Raw genomic sequence first — 15,290 nt, 5'->3', positions numbered from 1 at the left:
GGCTGCCGGTTTCAGCCGATGTGCACACCATTGCGGCCTGCACCTTTGGCCTGGTACAGCGCCTGGTCGGCGCGCACGAGCAGGTCTTGGTAGCTGTGCAGTTCACCACCCTGGGTGCAGGCGATGCCAATGCTTACGGTCACCCGGGCAAAAGGGCTTTGCTGGTGAGCGATAGGCTCCTTGCTCAGGCATTCGAGCATGGCCTGGGCGACAATGGCCGCGCCAGCGCTGTCGGTGCCAGGCAGGATCGCCGCAAGTTCCTCGCCGCCATAACGGGCCAGCAGATCGGGCGGGCGACGCATGCAGGCCGCCAGCCGCTTGGCCACCTGTTGCAGGCAGGCATCACCCGCCGGGTGGCCATAGGTGTCGTTGTAGCGTTTGAAGTGGTCGATATCGATCATCAGCAGGCTCAGCGGGCCGGCGCTGCGCTGGGCCCTGCCTGCTTCCTGGGCCAGGGCCTGGTCGAAACTGCGGCGGTTGGCCAGCCCGGTCAAGGGGTCGTGCATGGCCAGGCGTTCAAGCTGCTGATTGCTGTCGAGCAGCTGTTGCTGGGCCACCCGCAGATCATCCTCGGCCAGGTTGCGTCGGCGCATGGCGCGGATCAGCAGCCAGCCGATGGCGCCGGTCAGGCCCAGCAGTACGCACACCACCAGCACCGACAGTTGCGCCTCCAGTTGCCAGGCTGCCAGTGCCTCGCGTTGCCCCAATGCGACGGTGGTCACCAGCGGCAGCTGGTCGCTCTTGCGAAACGCATACAGGCGCTCGACACCGTCCAGGCTGGAGGTGAACGAGGCGGTACCGACCGTTTTGTCGACCAGGTACTTGGTGTAGATCGGCGACTGGGAGAAGTTGCGCCCCATGTCTTGCTCGCGAAACGGGTAGCGCACCAGCATTGTGCCGTCGGTATAGGTCAGCCCGATGGCACCATCCCGGCCGACGTCGATCTGGCCGAACAGGTGCAGAAAGTTCTCGATCCCCAGCGTGACTGCCACCACGCCGGCAAAATCGCCGTTGGCATCATTGAAGCGACGACTGATGGTAATGACCCATTCCTGGTTGGCGCGGCTGCGGATGGGCGGACCGATGAACGACTCGCGCGAAGGGTCGTCGCGGTGATGGATGAAGTAGGCCCGGTCACTGCTGTTGGCACCGACCGGGATCGGGCGGTTGGACGACATCAGCCAGCGCCCGTCCTGCCCGTAGATGGTGATGCCGCTCATCTGTGGCATCAGCGGTTGTTGCCGGTTGATCAGCTGGCTCAGCCGTTCGATCTGCGCCGGCCCGCTGCCTTCGGTTTCCAGGCGTTCCACCAGGCCGAGCAGGATCATCGAACTTTGCCGTACGATGCCTTCGGAATAGGTGGAAAGCGCCTGGGTGAGGTTCAGGCCATGGGTGTTGATGTCTTCCAGTGCCTGTTCACGAGAAGCCATGACCTTCCATAGCGTCAACGAAGCGAGCGAGCAACCAATGACCGTTAGCAAAAGGACAACGAGGTGAATGTCACGCTTCACGTTAGTACCTGAGAGAAGTCCGGATTTCGACGTTGGCGCTCAATGGCGCAAGGCCATGGCACATAGCCATTCCTGGCATGGAGCAAGAATACCGTGGAGTCGAAGCGAACCGCAGCAGTTATACAACGTGTTGGTGCATCTCGATGGGCTGGCTAATTCTCCAGCCACTGCCCATACAGTCTGGGCAATTGTTCACGCACCCAGCAAACAAACGCCTCGACCTGCGGCGCCAGGTGCGATCGGCTGGGGTACAGCACTGATACGGGTCTGGGCGGCGGACGGTAGGCTTGCAGCACCTCTGTCAGCGTGCCGTCCGCCAGAAAGCGGTCCAGCACGATGCCTGGGGCCTGAAGCAAGCCGAAGCCCGCTACGCCACATTGAACATAGGCATTGGATTCGTTGACCGTGACGCCCTGACGGCTGATGTAGGAATGCTCCTGGCCGCCATCCATGAAGTGCCACGCCAGTGGGCGTTGGTTCTGCCCGGAAATAAAGGTCACGCCGAGGTGCGCGCTCAGCTCCTCCAGGCTTTTCGGCTCGCCATGTTCGCGCAGGTAGCGCGGCGCTGCGCACGTCACCATGGTAGCCATGCCGATACGGGCGGCCACCAGGCTGGAGCTGGGCAATGGCCCGATTCGCAGCACGCAGTCTACGCCTTCTGCGACAAGGTCGACGGTCCTGTCCGTGACCCCAAGCGCCAACTCGATGGCAGGATGCAAATCTGAAAAAGCTTTCAATCCCTCTATGAGCGCAGGCTGCGAAAACGCGGTTGGGATATCAACCCGCAGTCGGCCGCGCAAGGTCGAACCGGGCGACGAGAACATCGTCGAAGCAGCCGCCACGTCTGCGAGAATCTGCGTAGCGCGCGCGTAGTACTTTTCTCCCTCGGGGGTGAGCCTGACTGCACGGGTGGTGCGTTGGAACAGCCTCACCCCAAGCGAGGTTTCCAATGCCTGGATTGCCCGGGTGACTTGCGGGCGGCCAATCTGCATGGCGTCCGCTGCGCGGGTAAAACTGCCGAGTTCGGCTAGCCGGGTGAACACTTGCATGGACTGGAGCAGTTCCATCGCGTCTTCTCAGGTCGATTGTTTGTTGCCGGTTTGGCTGATGTGCAAAGTATGATTGTTGCCTCTTGAAATAACAATCCTTTGCCTGGCGTGGCATTTATTGAGCCTCCCTTCGTTGGGAAGATGTCGCCATTGGCACACACCAACTGGAGACAGGCACATGAAAGCATGGCTTTTGAACGATTTCGGGCTGGATAATCTGGCACTCGGCGAAGTCGATACACCCACCCCCAAAGCAGGCGAGTTGCTGGTCAAGATCGGCGCCGTTTCGCTCAACTATCGTGACAAGGCCATCGTCGATGGCTTTTACGAACCTCACCTGGTACCCAAGCCATTGATTCCGGTCAGCGATGCCTCGGGCACAGTGGTTGCCGTAGGGGAAGGCGTCAGCAGGTTCAAAGTGGGCGACCGTGTCAATTCGCATCTTTACTCGCGCTGGATCGACGGCGAGCCAGGGCCTGATGAACCGGCCTACTGCTTCGGCATGCCGCTGCCAGGTGGCCTGGCCGAATTCATGATCATTGATGAGCAAAGCGCGGTACGGGCGCCAGACAACCTGTCCGACGAAGAAGCGTCAACGCTGCCGATTGCTGCACTGACCGCATGGTATTCGTTGGTTGACTACGGCCAGCTCCAGCCTGGCCAGACGGTGCTGGTGCAGGGCACGGGCGGGGTATCGATCTTTGCTGTTCAGTTGGCAACTGCACTGGGAGCCAAAGTGATCGTCACCTCCAGCAGCGATGCGAACCTGGAGGCGGTGAAAAAGCTCGGCGCGGTGGCAGGCATCAACTATCGGACCTACCCGCGCTGGCATGAGGAAGTCCTCAAGCTCACCGCTGGCAAAGGCGTCGACTTGCTTCTGGATGTGGCAGGTGGGGAGGGCCTGAACCAGTCTGTTCTGGCAACCAAGGCCGCGGGCAAAATCGCCCAGATTGGTTTTCTGACCGGTCAATCCACATCACTGGCCCTCATGCCGCTTATCTTTCGCCAGACCACGATCCGTGGCATCGCCGTGGCGCCGCGTTCATCGTTTGACCGCATGAACGCATTCCTCAACGAGCACGCGATTCGCCCAGTGATCGATCGGGTCTATTCGTTCAACGAGGTGCACCAGGCGTTCGAACACCTGGCAAGGGGCGCCTTCGGCAAAGTCGTCATCAAGGTCTCCTGACCCAGTGGACCCCGCCGCGCAGGTAAACCTCACCTTACCTGCGCAAGGTTTCGAACAGAAATGTCCTGAACCACCGATTGCCGGCATCGGCATCGTAGGCAGCATGCCAGTGAACCGTGGATTCGACGCCCGGCATCTCCACCGGCAGGGGGTAGATGACGAAATCTTCGGAGTGGTTCAGCGCCCGGGCGACGCCTTCGGGGAGGGTGACCATCCAGCCGGTATGCCTGAGGATCTGCGGCACCACGGTGAAGTGCGGAACCCTCAGCGCGATGTGGCGGTTCAGGCCGCGGGAAGCCAGGTTGTCCTCGATGGCCACGTGGCTGCTGTCGGTGGAGGTGATGCTGACGTGGGAGAGGGCAAGGAACTGTTCCACGCTGATCTTATCTGCTGGAAGCCCCTCGCGTTTGCGCGTCATGCAGGCGTACTGCTCATGAAACAGCGATGTGTAGCGGGTGGTCGTCTTCAGCGTTGGCAGGTTGCCGATGGCAAAGTCCAGCTGCCCCATGCGCATGCGCTCGACCACCAGGGCGACAGGTACCAGTTCGGAGGACAGCTTGATCCGCGGCGCGAGGGTCTGAAGCCGTTCGCACAGTGCCGGCAGGAAAACCTGTTCGCCAATGTCCGACATGCACAAACGAAACTCTCGGTCGCTGGTGCCAGGCTCGAAAGGTTCGGTTTCATTCAGGGCGTCGCGTACGGCCGTCAGTGCCCGCCCGATCGGCAGGGCGATGCGCTCGGCGGTCTGGGTCGGCATCATGCCTTCCGGCGTGCGCACGAACAGCGCGTCATCGAACAGCTTGCGAAGTCGCCCCAAGGCATAACTGACCGCCGGTTGTGTGATCGCCAGGCGACCCGCCGCGAGGGTCAGGCTGCGTTCCTCCATGATGGCCTGGAACACCCTGAGCAAGTTCAGATCAACGTCATTCAAATGGCGCATTCGAATAAATCCCGTTTATTAACTATATAATAGTCATGAATTTGACTTATAGATTACAGGTTCATAGACTTCGGAACAACAACGAGGTGATACAACAATTCGAGGCGTTGGGTAATGGACGAAAGTTTTTGCAAGCAACTAGCAAGTGGCGGCGCACTTACACTTCCGGTGTTGTTGTCCAAGCGTATTGAACGCAGCCCTGATACTGCACTTTTTTCCGACCGCAGTTGCACCTGGACCGCGGCGCAACTTGTCGATGCCATAGCCAGGCGTGCGGCAACGTTGGTGGAACATGGCATTCAACGTGGCGACCGAGTCGCGCTGATGTGCGCCAACCGCGCCGAGTTCCTTGAGGTGCTGTTGGCGTGCGGCTGGCTGGGTGCGATTGCGGTGCCTGTCAACACGGCCTGCCGCGGCATGCAGCTCAATCATGTGCTGGCCAATAGCGGGGCGCGCTTGCTGGTCAGTGAAGAAGCCCACCTGGAGGTGCTCGCGGCACAGGATTACACAACGCTTGCTGTCGAAACCCTGTGGGTCGTTTCGCCCCGGTGCGCTGTTGACGCGCTATGGCAGGGGCGTCTGAGCGTGCAGTCGATGCCGCCTGCCAGTGCGTCCAAGGCTGCACCTGCCGTGCTGGAGGATGGCGACCCGCTGGTCATCCTCTACACGTCCGGCACCTCCGGGCTGTCCAAGGGGGTGATCTGTCCTCACGCGCAGTTCTACTGGTGGGGCATCAATACCGGTGGCGACCTGCAGGTGGTGCCCGGCGATGTGCTGTACACCTGCCTGCCGTTGTTCCATACCAATGCGTTGAACGCGTTTTTCCAGGCATTGCTGCACGACGCCCAGTTGGTGGTGGACAAACGCTTTTCCGCCAGCGGCTTCTACCAGGCGCTGGCGCAGACAGGGGCGACGGTGACCTACCTGCTGGGCGCCATGGTGCCTATCCTCCTCAGCCGCCCGCAGCATGGGCAAGAGCACGCCCACAACGTGCGTGTCGCGCTGGCGCCAGGGGTACCGGAGCAGTTCCACGCGCCATTTATCCAACGCACCGGTATCGGCCTGATCGATGGGTATGGCGCCACCGAAACCAATGCCGTTATTGGCGGGCCACTGGCGCTGCAGCGGCCTGGTTTAATGGGCCGACTGGCCCAAGGCTTCAGTGCCCGCGTGGTGGACAGCCAGGATCGGCCGGTGGCCGATGGCGAGCCGGGAGAGCTGGTGCTGCGCGCCGAGCAGCCCTTCGCCTTCGCCTGCGGTTACTTCGGTATGCCGGAAAAGACCGTCGAAGCCTGGCGCAACCTGTGGTATCACACCGGCGACCGTGTGGTGCGCGATGGCGATGGTTATTTCCGCTTTGTCGACCGCTTGAAGGACACGATCCGGCGCCGCGGCGAGAACATCTCGTCTTTTGAGGTGGAGCAGGTGCTGTTGAGCCACCCGGCAGTGGAACTGGCAGCGGTCTATGCGGTGAAGTCGGAGCTGGCCGAAGATGAAGTCATGGCTGCGATCGTCATCAAGGCAGGCGCGCGGCTCGACCCACTGGAACTGACGCAATATTGTGAATCCCGGCTGGCGTACTTCGCCGTGCCGCGTTATTTGGACTTTGTTGTGGAATTGCCGAAAACCGAAAACGGCAAAGTGCAGAAATATAAATTGAGGGCACTCGGTATCACCGCCACTGCGTGGGATCTAGAGTGCTCCGGTTATAGGCTTAAACGCGCCTGATTACTTGGCTTTGACTGCCGTGCAATAACAAACGATGCAACAACAATAACAACAGCGTTCATAATTATTCAGTCATTGACGGAGACCGCCATGACGGGCACGCATTCGCTTGAACTTTCTGACACCCAGTCAGCGCAGAGTCATGTTGGCGCAGAGGTTGATAACCGCGCACCGATCAACAGCAAAACCTTTCGCAAGATCGTCTTGGCTTCGGTCACAGGCAATGCACTGGAGTGGTACGACTTCTTTCTCTACAGCACCGCGGCGGCGCTCATCTTCGGAGAGCTGTTTTTCCCCAAGGGCACTGATCCGCTGGTCGGTACGATCGCAGCCCTGGCCGGGTTCGCCCTGGGTTTTCTCGCCCGGCCTTTCGGTGGGGTGATCTTTGGCCATATCGGCGACAAGTACGGGCGCAAGAAAGCCTTGGTATTGACGCTTTCGATCATGGGCGGCGCAACCTTCCTGATCGGGCTGCTGCCCACCTACGCTCAGGCGGGGGTGTGGGCACCTGTGTTGTTGCTGCTGTTACGTGTCCTGCAGGGCATCGCGGCAGGCGGCGAGTGGGGCGGTGGCGTGCTGATGATCAGCGAGTCGGCACCGCCCGAGCGCCGCGGCTTCTATGCGTCGATCAGTCAGATCGGAGTGGGCGGTGGGTTTGTCTTGTCCGCAGGGGCGTTCTATGTGGTCCAGCTGTTGCCGGAGCAGGATTTCCACAGCTGGGGCTGGCGCATTCCCTTCCTTGTCTCGATCGTCATATTCGGCCTGGGCGTTTACATCCGCCGTTCCCTGCCCGAAAGCCAGGATTTCCAGCGCGCCGAGGCCACCGGCAAGACGTCGCACATGCCGGTGCTGGATGTGCTGCGCAAACATCCGCGCGAAGTGCTGATGGCCATGGGCTTGCGGGTGGCTGAAAACGGCGGCTCCTACCTCATGCTGGCGTTCGCCCTGGTCTACGGCAAGTTTCTCGGCGTGCCCAATAGCGTGATGCTGGCGGGGGTCACGGTATCCACCTGCGTGGAACTGGTGACCATGTTGTTCTGGGGGCGCCTGTCGGACCGCGTGGGTCGCAAGCCGGTGTACATGGTGGGCGCGGTAGGGATGGTGCTGATGGCATTTCCATTCTTCTGGTTGCTCGAGACCCGGGAGCCTGCCTGGATCTGGCTGGCCTTTGTGATCGGCAATGCCATCTGCCATGGCGCCATGATCGGTACCCAGCCCAGCCTCATGGGGGAGCTGTTCAGCACTGAAGTGCGCTATTCCGGCATGGCGCTGGGGCACGAAGTCGCCTCGGTGTTCTCCGGTGGCCTGTCGCCAATGATCGCGACCGCATTGCTGGCGCATTACCAGGCCAGTTGGCCAGTGTCGCTGATGATGATGGCGTTGGGGCTGGTCACGGTCATCTCTCTGTGTTTCACCAAGGAGACCCGCGTGCGGGCCAAGGGAGGGCGGTCATGAACCGGTCAGCAAGCAATGACGCCGTGGCGCTGATCGCCGGGGCCCTGGAGGTACCTTACAACCGGCGCGGCACGGGCGAGTCGACGTCGCAACTGCTCGGCAGGGCGGTGCAGCAATTGCTGCGCCAGGCAGGCGTGGCGGCGCATGAGGTCGATGGCCTGGGCGTGGCATCGTTCACCCACCGGCCGGACAACGCCATCGATCTGGCATGGCGCCTCGGGCTGACCCTGACCTGGTGCATGGATGACCGCAATGGCGGGGCCAGTGCGATCAATATGCTGCAGCATGCCGTGCGTGCCATCCAGCACGGTGATGCCAACGTGATCGTGCTGGTGGCCGGTGACACGTTCACCCCGGAGGATTTCAGGACCCTGGTCGACCATTACAACCGCACCACCGAGGAGTACCTCAAGCCGCTTCAGCACGGCGGGCCCAATGGGGTGTTCGCGATGCTCACCCAGCGTCATGCGCAACGCACCGGCCTTGGCCGCGAAGACTATGCACAGCTGTGCATTGCCCAGCGAGCCTGGGCGCAGCGTAACCCGCTGGCGGTTTACCGAGAGCCGCTGACCCTCGGGCAGTACCTTGAAGCGCCCCTGGTGGCCGACCCGCTGTGCCGGTTTGACTGTGTGCCGGTAGTCAATGGCGCCAACGCCATCCTGCTGACCCGCGCCGACCTCGCCCGCAACACAGTCAACGTGGCGGTGCGCGCCGTAAAGGCGCTGCACAACGATGACCACCAGGCCGGCGACGGCTTGCAGACGCCGTTGGCAAAGATTGCCGACACGCTGTGGGACCGCGCCAATACCGGGCCTGAGGCCATGGACCTGGCGTGCGTGTATGACGACTATCCGGTCATGGCCCTGATCCAGCTCGCCGACCTGGGCTTCGTCCCCGATGACGATTACCGGCGAGTGCTGCGGCGGATAGGCCGTTTCGAACTGCCGGTCAATACCTCTGGCGGGCAGCTCTCGGTCGGCCAGGCGGGTGCGGCGGGGGGCATGCATGGGCTGGTCGAAGCCATTACCCAGCTGCTTGGCGACGCCGGTCAACGCCAGGTCAGCGATGCGCGCCTGGCGGTGGTGACCGGCTATGGCATGGTCCAGTACCGCTACGGCATGTGCGCCAACGCGGTGGTGCTCGAACGGTGGCAAGGGGGTGTGGCATGGCGTTCATGATCCAGCAATGTGTCGGTTGCGGCCAGGCCAGTTTCCCGCCGCGTTACAGCTGCCCGCGCTGCGGTGAGGCGCAGTGGCAGGAAGTCTCTGCCCAGGTCGGTCGGGTTGCCCAGGCCACCGTGGTGCGCGCGCGGGTCGGCATGGCTGGCGCAGAGCAGCTGCACCTGGCCAGTGTCGAGCTGCTCGAAGGCCCCGTGGTCATTGCCCAGACCGCAGGGCCATTGCCCCCCGGCACCCTGGTCGACGTCGCCATCGATGAGCACCGGCGAATCGTAGCCCAACCGGCCTGCCGCGACGTGTAACCCAAACGGTCGAGCCGACTTCGTCCGCCGAAGCGGGCGCCGTCGGCCAGCGCTCAGCCATTCAACCACTGACCATGCACGGCCCCAAGGCCTTGCGCGTGGTGTACACGTGTACCCAGGAGTGTGGTTATGCCTTCAGCAATCGATTACCGGCTCGCGTCCAGCCTGGGGCTGGCACTGGCCTGCCAGCAGGCCTTGGCGGATGACCCATGGGCCGATGCCGCACGGTATTTGCAACAGGGTGCCCTGACCGGTGTTACCCGCAACTTTTACCTCAACCGCGACTTTCGCAATGGCGGGGCCAACCGCCGGCCCGGCACCGTCAACGGTTATCGCGCCGAGTGGGCCCAAGGCTTGACCCTTGACTACACCTCCGCATTCACGCCTGGCCTTGTCGGCCTGGGGTTCGACGCGCATGTGTTCGGCGGGCTGAAACTGGACAGTGGCCGTGGCAGGACTGGCACCAACCTGCTGCACGTCAGGAACGACGGTGAGGTGGCGGATGAGTACAGCGTGGGCGGTGGTGCGCTCAAGCTCAAGGTCGCTGAAACGGTGCTCAGGTACGGGTCCATGGAATTGCGCACGTCCCCGGTATTCATGACCGACGGTGGCTCCGGGCGCCTGTTGCCGCAAACGGTGACGGCATGGCAGCTCACCAGCCGCGACCTGCAGCCGCTGACCTTCGATGCCGCCCACATCACTGCCGGCAAGGCGCCGTCGGAGAACCGCAACGACAGCACGTTGCGCTCGCTGTATGGCGCCACGCAGACGGACACGGTCGATTATCTGAGCCTTAACTACGAGCAGGGCGCAGTCAGAGGCTACCTCGGCACGCAACGTGCCGAAGACCTTTGGCGCCAGGATTACCTGGGGTTTCGCTACTTGCCCGCCCTGGTCGAGGGGCTGACCCCGACCGTGAATTTCAGCCTGTACCGCACGGTCGACATCGGTGCCGCCCATGGCGGGCCCATCGACAACCTGACCTGGTCCGTGGCCCCGGGCGTCAAGTTCGGCGCTCACTCCATCATGCTTGCCTACCAGAAAGTGCAGGGTGACACGCCCTTCGACTACCTGGCGTTCCGTGACGGGCAAACCACCGTGGCACACCTGGCGAACAACGTGCAGCTCAGTGACTTCAACGCGCCCAACGATCGCTCATGGCAGGTTCGCTACGACTATGACTTCACCGCGCGTGGCGTTCCTGGCCTGAGGTGCATGATTCGTTACATCCAGGGGCAGGGTGGCAAAGGCTCCAATATCGTGCCGGAGAGTTCCTACTCATCACTCGGCTTTCAGGATGGCGGGCGCCACTGGGAGCGCAATATCGAGTTGCAATATGTGGTGCAAAGCGGGCCGGCAAAAAACCTCAGCCTGAGGGCGCGCTACGGCGTGCACCGCGGTAACTCGGCCGAGCCACGCGGTGACATGGACGAGATTCGCCTGATCACCGAATTACCTTTCAAGTTGCTGTAAAGCGCGCCGTTGGCAGCGCTTCGACAACGGCTGCTTCGGCAAAAGATTCCTGCAGGGCAACACCTGATCCGCTTACCGTAAAAGGAGCAATGAGATGAGCCAATACATCGATATTCTGGCGCGAGACCAGGCTGGAAGTTTCAAGGGTTATCTGGCGCTGCCGCCAGAAGGCAAAGGCCCCGGCATCGTGTTGGGCCAGGAGATCTTCGGCGTCAACGCCAACATGCGCGAGGTGGCGCAGATGTATGCCGAGGAAGGCTATGTGGTCCTGGTGCCGGACTTGTTCTGGCGGTTGGAGCCAGGTATCGACCTGGGCTACACCCCCGCTGACTTCGACAAGGCCTTGGGCCTCTACACCGCACTGGACCTGAACAAGGCCGTGGACGACATCGCAGCCGCCTTCGACACGCTGCGGGCCCTGGACCAGGTCACCGGGCCAGCCCTGGGCTTCGTGGGTTACTGCCTGGGGGGCAAGCTGGCCTACCTCACCGCCGCCCGTACCGATGTCGCTGTCGCGGTGGGCTACTACGGCATGGGCATCGAGAAGTTCCTGGATGAAGCCGATGGCCTGAGCGGCGGGCTGGTCCTGCACCACGGCGAACTCGATGGCATGTGCGACGCCGCGACCCGCGCGCAGATCGCCGAGGGGCTGCGTGGCCGCCCAGGCGTAGAGCTGTATACCTACGAAGGGGCCGACCATGCGTTCGCCCGGCTGGGCAGCGACCACTTCCACAAACCCTCGGCCCTGATGGCCCATGGGCGCACCATCGCAGCGTTGAAGAAGTACATCGGGCCGGCCTACAACCTCTCCGACCTGTGGGACGCGCACATCCACCACGAGTTCGTTACCCGAGACGTGCCGGCCACCCTGGCGACCATGGTCGCCGAGCCTTACGTGAACCACATTCCGACCCTGACCGGTGGGGTGGGCAGCCAGCAACTCGGGCGCTTCTATCAGCATCACTTTGTCCACGCCAACCCCGAGGACACCAAGATGATTCCGATTTCCCGCACGGTCGGCGCCTACCAGGTCGTCGATGAATTCATCATGTCCTTCACCCACACCTGCGAAATGGACTACATGCTGCCCGGGATAGCACCCACCGGCAAATACGTAGAAATCCCTATGGTGGCGGTGGTCAACTTCCGCGGCGACAAGCTTTACCACGAGCATATCTACTGGGACCAGGCGTCGGTGCTGGTCCAGATCGGCCTGCTCGATCCCGAAGGGTTGCCGGTCGCGGGTATCGAAACGGCCAAGAAATTGCTGGATGAATCGCTGCCTTCGAACACCCTGATGGCCCGCTGGGCCACGAGCGAGCACCTGTGAACGCTACCAGTGCCATGGGCAAGGAGGTGCTGATCACCGGCGCCAACGGCGGGCTGGGCCTGGCCTTGATCGAGGCCTTTCTGGCCGCCGGGGCAAGGCGTGTCTACGCTGCGTGCCGCAACCCTGAACGTCTGCTGTTCGATCACCCGCAGGTCGAAGCCGTGCCGCTGGACGTGACGCAGCCGCAGCAGGTGGCACAGGTCGCGGGGCGGGTAGGGATCGATATCCTGGTGAACAACGCTGGCGTCAATCGCCAGCAGCGCTTGCTAGGCACCGACGAACCCGAAGCTGCCGCCCAGGAGATGGCCGTCAACTATTTCGCCACGCTGGCGATGATGCGTGCCTTTGCTCCGACACTTGTCGAGCGAGCGGGCGCCATGGTCAACGTCCTGTCGATCCTGGCGCGGGTGGCCTTGCCAGCAATGGGGTCGCTGTGTGCGTCGAAGGCGGCCGCGTTGCGCCTGACCGAGGCCGCTCGGGCCGAGCTGGCCGGCCGGGTGCACGTGATGGCCGTACTCCCCGGTGTGATCGATACGGCGATGAGCCAGGGCGTCGCGGGGGCCAAGGCCAGCCCCCGGGAAGTGGCCGACGCGATCGTGACGGGGTTGGCCAGCGGTGCTGCTGAAGTCTATCCAGACCCCATGGCACTGCAGGTTGCGCAGAAGCTCGCGGTTGATCGGGCAACGGTACAGGCCGACTTCGCCCGCTACTTGTGACCGGCTCAGCTCGGATTAACTCGTTGTTTGCGCCAAGTTCATGTTGGCGCGCAATGGCTGAAAACATGCCTGACAAGTTTGCAACTTGCCAATAGTTGCGCCTGCTTTTTTATACGAGGAGGTTGCTGTGTCCACTCTATTATTTCGTCACTATATTGCGGGAACTTTCGTTGAAAGTAAGCGTAGGTTCGACAATGTCTCGCCGGTCAACGGGCGCGTCTTGGGCCAGGTGTGTGAAGCTGGCGAACATGAAGTGAATGCTGCCGTCGAAGCGGCGAAACTCGCCCAGTCGGGGCCCTGGAGTGGCTTCAGTGCTGCCCAGCGAGCCGAGTTGCTCGGGCGTATCGCCGACGGCATCGAGCGTCGATTTGAAGACTTCGTGGCTGCCGAAGTCGCTGATACCGGTCGGCCCGTGCATCAGGCACGCAGCCTGGATGTTCCACGGGGCGTGCAGAACTTCCGCACCTTCGCGGAGTTGGTGCGACAAGGCGGTAGCGAACTCTTTGAAATGCGCACCGGCGATGGCACGGATGTGTTCAGTTATACCGTGCGTAAGCCGCACGGCGTGGTGGCCATCATCTCGCCGTGGAACCTACCGCTGTTGCTGCTTACCTGGAAAGTCGCGCCAGCGTTGGCCTGTGGTAACTGCGTGGTGGTCAAGCCGTCGGAAGATACCCCTTCCAGCGCTACGTTGCTGGCCGAGGTCATGCATGAGGCCGGTGTGCCGGCAGGGGTATTCAACCTTGTGCATGGCTTCGGTCCTGCCTCTGCCGGTGAGTTTCTGACCCGCCATCCTGATGTCGATGCGATTACCTTCACCGGTGAGTCGCGCACCGGCTCGACCATCATGCGCGCCGCTGCTGAGGGCGTACGCGAGGTGTCTTTTGAGTTGGGTGGCAAGAATGCCGCAGTGGTTTTCGCCGATTGCGACTTTGACGCAGCAGTTGCCGGTGTGCTGCGTTCCAGTTTCACCAATTCTGGCCAGGTCTGCCTGTGCACCGAGCGGGTCTACGTCGAGCGGTCGATCTACCAGCGCTTTGTCGCGGCGCTCAAAGCAGGTGCCGAACAGCTGAAAGTCGGCTATCCCGACGAAGACGGAGTGAACATGGGCTCGCTGATTTCCCATAAGCACCGCGACAAGGTGTTGGGCTACTTCCAGTTGGCGCTGACCGAGGGCGCCACGGTGGTCAGTGGTGGCGGTGTGCCGGAATTCGGTGATGAGCGCGACCACGGGGCTTTTGTCCAGCCGACCATCTGGACCGGGCTTGCCGATGACGCACGCTGCATGCGCGAAGAAGTGTTCGGCCCGGTCTGCCACATCGCCCCCTTCGACAGCGATGAAGACGTGCTGCAGCGCGTCAATGATTCGGCCTATGGCCTGGCCGCCTCGCTGTGGACCCGCGACCTGAAGCGGGCCCACCGTTTCTCTCGGCGTATCCATGTTGGCATGGTGTGGGTCAATACCTGGTTCCTGCGTGATCTGCGCACGCCCTTCGGTGGCGCACGCCTGTCCGGGCTTGGCCGCGAAGGTGGGCGCCACTCGCTGGATTTCTATTCAGAGCTCACCACCATTTGTGTCAATCCGTAAGGACAGGAGTACGCCATGCATCCAGCAATCGCCGAAGCAGCAGCGTGTCTGCGCCAGGCGCGTGAACAGGGCAGGCCCTGCGCGCCAGTACGCGACCTCATCGAGCGTGCGGCCGCCGAGCAGGAGGCACCCGCACTCCAGCAGGCTTACGCCGTGCAGCAGTACAACAACGCGGCCGACATTGCCGCTGGCTGGAACCCGGTAGGGCACAAGATCGGCTTGACCTCCAGCGTGGTCCAGCGCCAGTTGGGGGTGGACCAGCCAGACTTCGGTCGGCTGTTCGCGCAGATGGCGCGAGGTGATGGCCAGCCCATTTGCTGGAGTGACTGCCAGCAGCCCAAGGCCGAGGCAGAGATCGCCCTGGTTCTGGAGCGCGACCTGTGCCTTGAGCACCACACCCTGGCTGACATCATCCGTGCCACCGCCTTCGCTTTGCCAGCCATCGAAATCGTTGGGAGCCGTATTGCCAACTGGGACATCAGTTTGCTCGATACCGTCGCCGACAATGCGTCGTCCGGGCTGTTCGTGCTCGGCAGCCAGCCGGTGCCCCTCGGGCAACTGGACCTGGTCAATTGTGGCATGCGCCTGAACTTGCGCGGCGAACCCGTATCGGTCGGCGCCGGCGCAGCCTGCCTGGATAACCCCCTGAATGCCGCGTTGTGGCTGGCCAACACCATGGTCCGTCTCGGCGAGCCACTGCGTGCGGGTGACGTGGTGTTGACCGGTGCCCTGGGGCCAATGGTGCCGGTGAGCCCGGGCGATGTGTTTACCGCTGAGATCCAGGGCTTGGGCCGCGTCACAGCGTCCTTTGCGCAAGCCGAGTAAGGAGGC

General features: G+C 62.3%; 13 protein-coding genes. 10 read left to right on the top strand and 3 right to left on the bottom strand.

Annotated elements, in window-relative coordinates; translation table 11 throughout:
* Window positions 1-11 precede the first annotated feature (11 nt).
* Both ACQKPS_RS20110 and ACQKPS_RS20105 read right to left on the bottom strand, forming a co-directional pair.
* On the bottom strand, window positions 12-1,511 hold the full coding sequence (locus ACQKPS_RS20110; protein WP_427605447.1) for a sensor domain-containing diguanylate cyclase: 1,500 nt from the start codon (window positions 1,509-1,511) through the stop codon (window positions 12-14).
* 152 nt (window positions 1,512-1,663) lie between these two features.
* Window positions 1,664-2,578, bottom strand: coding sequence for a LysR family transcriptional regulator (locus tag ACQKPS_RS20105; protein WP_283722977.1), 915 nt, complete (start codon window positions 2,576-2,578; stop codon window positions 1,664-1,666).
* A gap of 160 nt (window positions 2,579-2,738) precedes the next feature.
* On the opposite strand from ACQKPS_RS20105, the gene ACQKPS_RS20100 reads away from it, so the two are divergent.
* The gene (locus ACQKPS_RS20100; protein ID WP_427605446.1) at window positions 2,739-3,749 is read left to right on the top strand and encodes a zinc-dependent alcohol dehydrogenase family protein; all 1,011 of its coding nucleotides are present in this window, start codon (window positions 2,739-2,741) and stop codon (window positions 3,747-3,749) included.
* A 34-nt stretch (window positions 3,750-3,783) separates the two neighbouring features.
* Here the strand turns inward: ACQKPS_RS20100 and ACQKPS_RS20095 are convergent, their stop codons facing one another.
* Window positions 3,784-4,689 (bottom strand): LysR family transcriptional regulator, encoded by a 906-nt coding sequence (locus ACQKPS_RS20095; RefSeq protein WP_427605445.1) that lies wholly within the window; start codon window positions 4,687-4,689, stop codon window positions 3,784-3,786.
* A gap of 114 nt (window positions 4,690-4,803) precedes the next feature.
* On the opposite strand from ACQKPS_RS20095, the gene ACQKPS_RS20090 reads away from it, so the two are divergent.
* The 9 genes from ACQKPS_RS20090 to ACQKPS_RS20050 all read left to right on the top strand — a co-directional run bounded on the left by ACQKPS_RS20090 (window position 4,804) and on the right by ACQKPS_RS20050 (window position 15,284).
* A complete protein-coding gene (locus tag ACQKPS_RS20090) occupies window positions 4,804-6,417 on the top strand; it encodes an ATP-dependent acyl-CoA ligase (RefSeq protein WP_427605444.1) in 1,614 nt (537 codons plus the stop codon).
* A 90-nt stretch (window positions 6,418-6,507) separates the two neighbouring features.
* Entirely contained in the window at window positions 6,508-7,872 is a 1,365-nt protein-coding gene (locus ACQKPS_RS20085; RefSeq protein WP_254480280.1) for an MFS transporter, read from the top strand.
* Window positions 7,869-9,050 carry a thiolase family protein gene (locus ACQKPS_RS20080; RefSeq protein ID WP_254480279.1) on the top strand — a complete coding sequence of 394 codons (1,182 nt, stop codon included), beginning with the start codon at window positions 7,869-7,871 and terminating at the stop codon, window positions 9,048-9,050. Before ACQKPS_RS20085 ends, ACQKPS_RS20080 begins: the two co-directional genes overlap by 4 nt.
* Window positions 9,038-9,352 (top strand): Zn-ribbon domain-containing OB-fold protein, encoded by a 315-nt coding sequence (locus ACQKPS_RS20075; protein ID WP_027609345.1) that lies wholly within the window; start codon window positions 9,038-9,040, stop codon window positions 9,350-9,352. The genes ACQKPS_RS20080 and ACQKPS_RS20075 overlap by 13 nt, the downstream gene beginning before the upstream one ends.
* A gap of 129 nt (window positions 9,353-9,481) precedes the next feature.
* Window positions 9,482-10,825 carry an OprD family outer membrane porin gene (locus ACQKPS_RS20070; protein ID WP_427605443.1) on the top strand — a complete coding sequence of 448 codons (1,344 nt, stop codon included), beginning with the start codon at window positions 9,482-9,484 and terminating at the stop codon, window positions 10,823-10,825.
* 94 nt (window positions 10,826-10,919) lie between these two features.
* A complete protein-coding gene (locus tag ACQKPS_RS20065; RefSeq protein ID WP_254480276.1) occupies window positions 10,920-12,155 on the top strand; it encodes a dienelactone hydrolase family protein in 1,236 nt (411 codons plus the stop codon).
* On the top strand, window positions 12,152-12,871 hold the full coding sequence (locus ACQKPS_RS20060) for an SDR family NAD(P)-dependent oxidoreductase (protein ID WP_427605442.1): 720 nt from the start codon (window positions 12,152-12,154) through the stop codon (window positions 12,869-12,871). The genes ACQKPS_RS20065 and ACQKPS_RS20060 overlap by 4 nt, the downstream gene beginning before the upstream one ends.
* A gap of 127 nt (window positions 12,872-12,998) precedes the next feature.
* Window positions 12,999-14,459, top strand: coding sequence for a 2-hydroxymuconic semialdehyde dehydrogenase (locus ACQKPS_RS20055; RefSeq protein WP_427605441.1), 1,461 nt, complete (start codon window positions 12,999-13,001; stop codon window positions 14,457-14,459).
* A 15-nt stretch (window positions 14,460-14,474) separates the two neighbouring features.
* Entirely contained in the window at window positions 14,475-15,284 is an 810-nt protein-coding gene (locus ACQKPS_RS20050; protein ID WP_427605440.1) for a 2-keto-4-pentenoate hydratase, read from the top strand.
* Window positions 15,285-15,290: the final 6 nt, after the last annotated feature.

Origin of the sequence: Pseudomonas sp. NPDC086566, from assembly GCF_050280885.1 — a bacterium.
GTDB classification, from domain to species: Bacteria; Pseudomonadota; Gammaproteobacteria; order Pseudomonadales; family Pseudomonadaceae; genus Aquipseudomonas; species Aquipseudomonas vlassakiae.
Note: the sequence above shows the minus strand (reverse complement) of the source record. Positions and strands in the feature narration are given on the sequence as shown.

What these genes read in the sequence shown, in the direction of transcription:
- ACQKPS_RS20105 (WP_283722977.1), bottom strand. Translation starts at nt 2,578, where the DNA reads ATGGAACTGCTCCAGTCCATGCAAGTGTTCACCCGGCTAGCCGAACTC.
- ACQKPS_RS20100 (WP_427605446.1), top strand. Translation starts at nt 2,739, where the DNA reads ATGAAAGCATGGCTTTTGAACGATTTCGGGCTGGATAATCTGGCACTC.
- ACQKPS_RS20095 (WP_427605445.1), bottom strand. Translation starts at nt 4,689, where the DNA reads ATGCGCCATTTGAATGACGTTGATCTGAACTTGCTCAGGGTGTTCCAG.
- ACQKPS_RS20090 (WP_427605444.1), top strand. Translation starts at nt 4,804, where the DNA reads ATGGACGAAAGTTTTTGCAAGCAACTAGCAAGTGGCGGCGCACTTACA.
- ACQKPS_RS20085 (WP_254480280.1), top strand. Translation starts at nt 6,508, where the DNA reads ATGACGGGCACGCATTCGCTTGAACTTTCTGACACCCAGTCAGCGCAG.
- ACQKPS_RS20080 (WP_254480279.1), top strand. Translation starts at nt 7,869, where the DNA reads ATGAACCGGTCAGCAAGCAATGACGCCGTGGCGCTGATCGCCGGGGCC.
- ACQKPS_RS20075 (WP_027609345.1), top strand. Translation starts at nt 9,038, where the DNA reads ATGGCGTTCATGATCCAGCAATGTGTCGGTTGCGGCCAGGCCAGTTTC.
- ACQKPS_RS20070 (WP_427605443.1), top strand. Translation starts at nt 9,482, where the DNA reads ATGCCTTCAGCAATCGATTACCGGCTCGCGTCCAGCCTGGGGCTGGCA.
- ACQKPS_RS20065 (WP_254480276.1), top strand. Translation starts at nt 10,920, where the DNA reads ATGAGCCAATACATCGATATTCTGGCGCGAGACCAGGCTGGAAGTTTC.
- ACQKPS_RS20050 (WP_427605440.1), top strand. Translation starts at nt 14,475, where the DNA reads ATGCATCCAGCAATCGCCGAAGCAGCAGCGTGTCTGCGCCAGGCGCGT.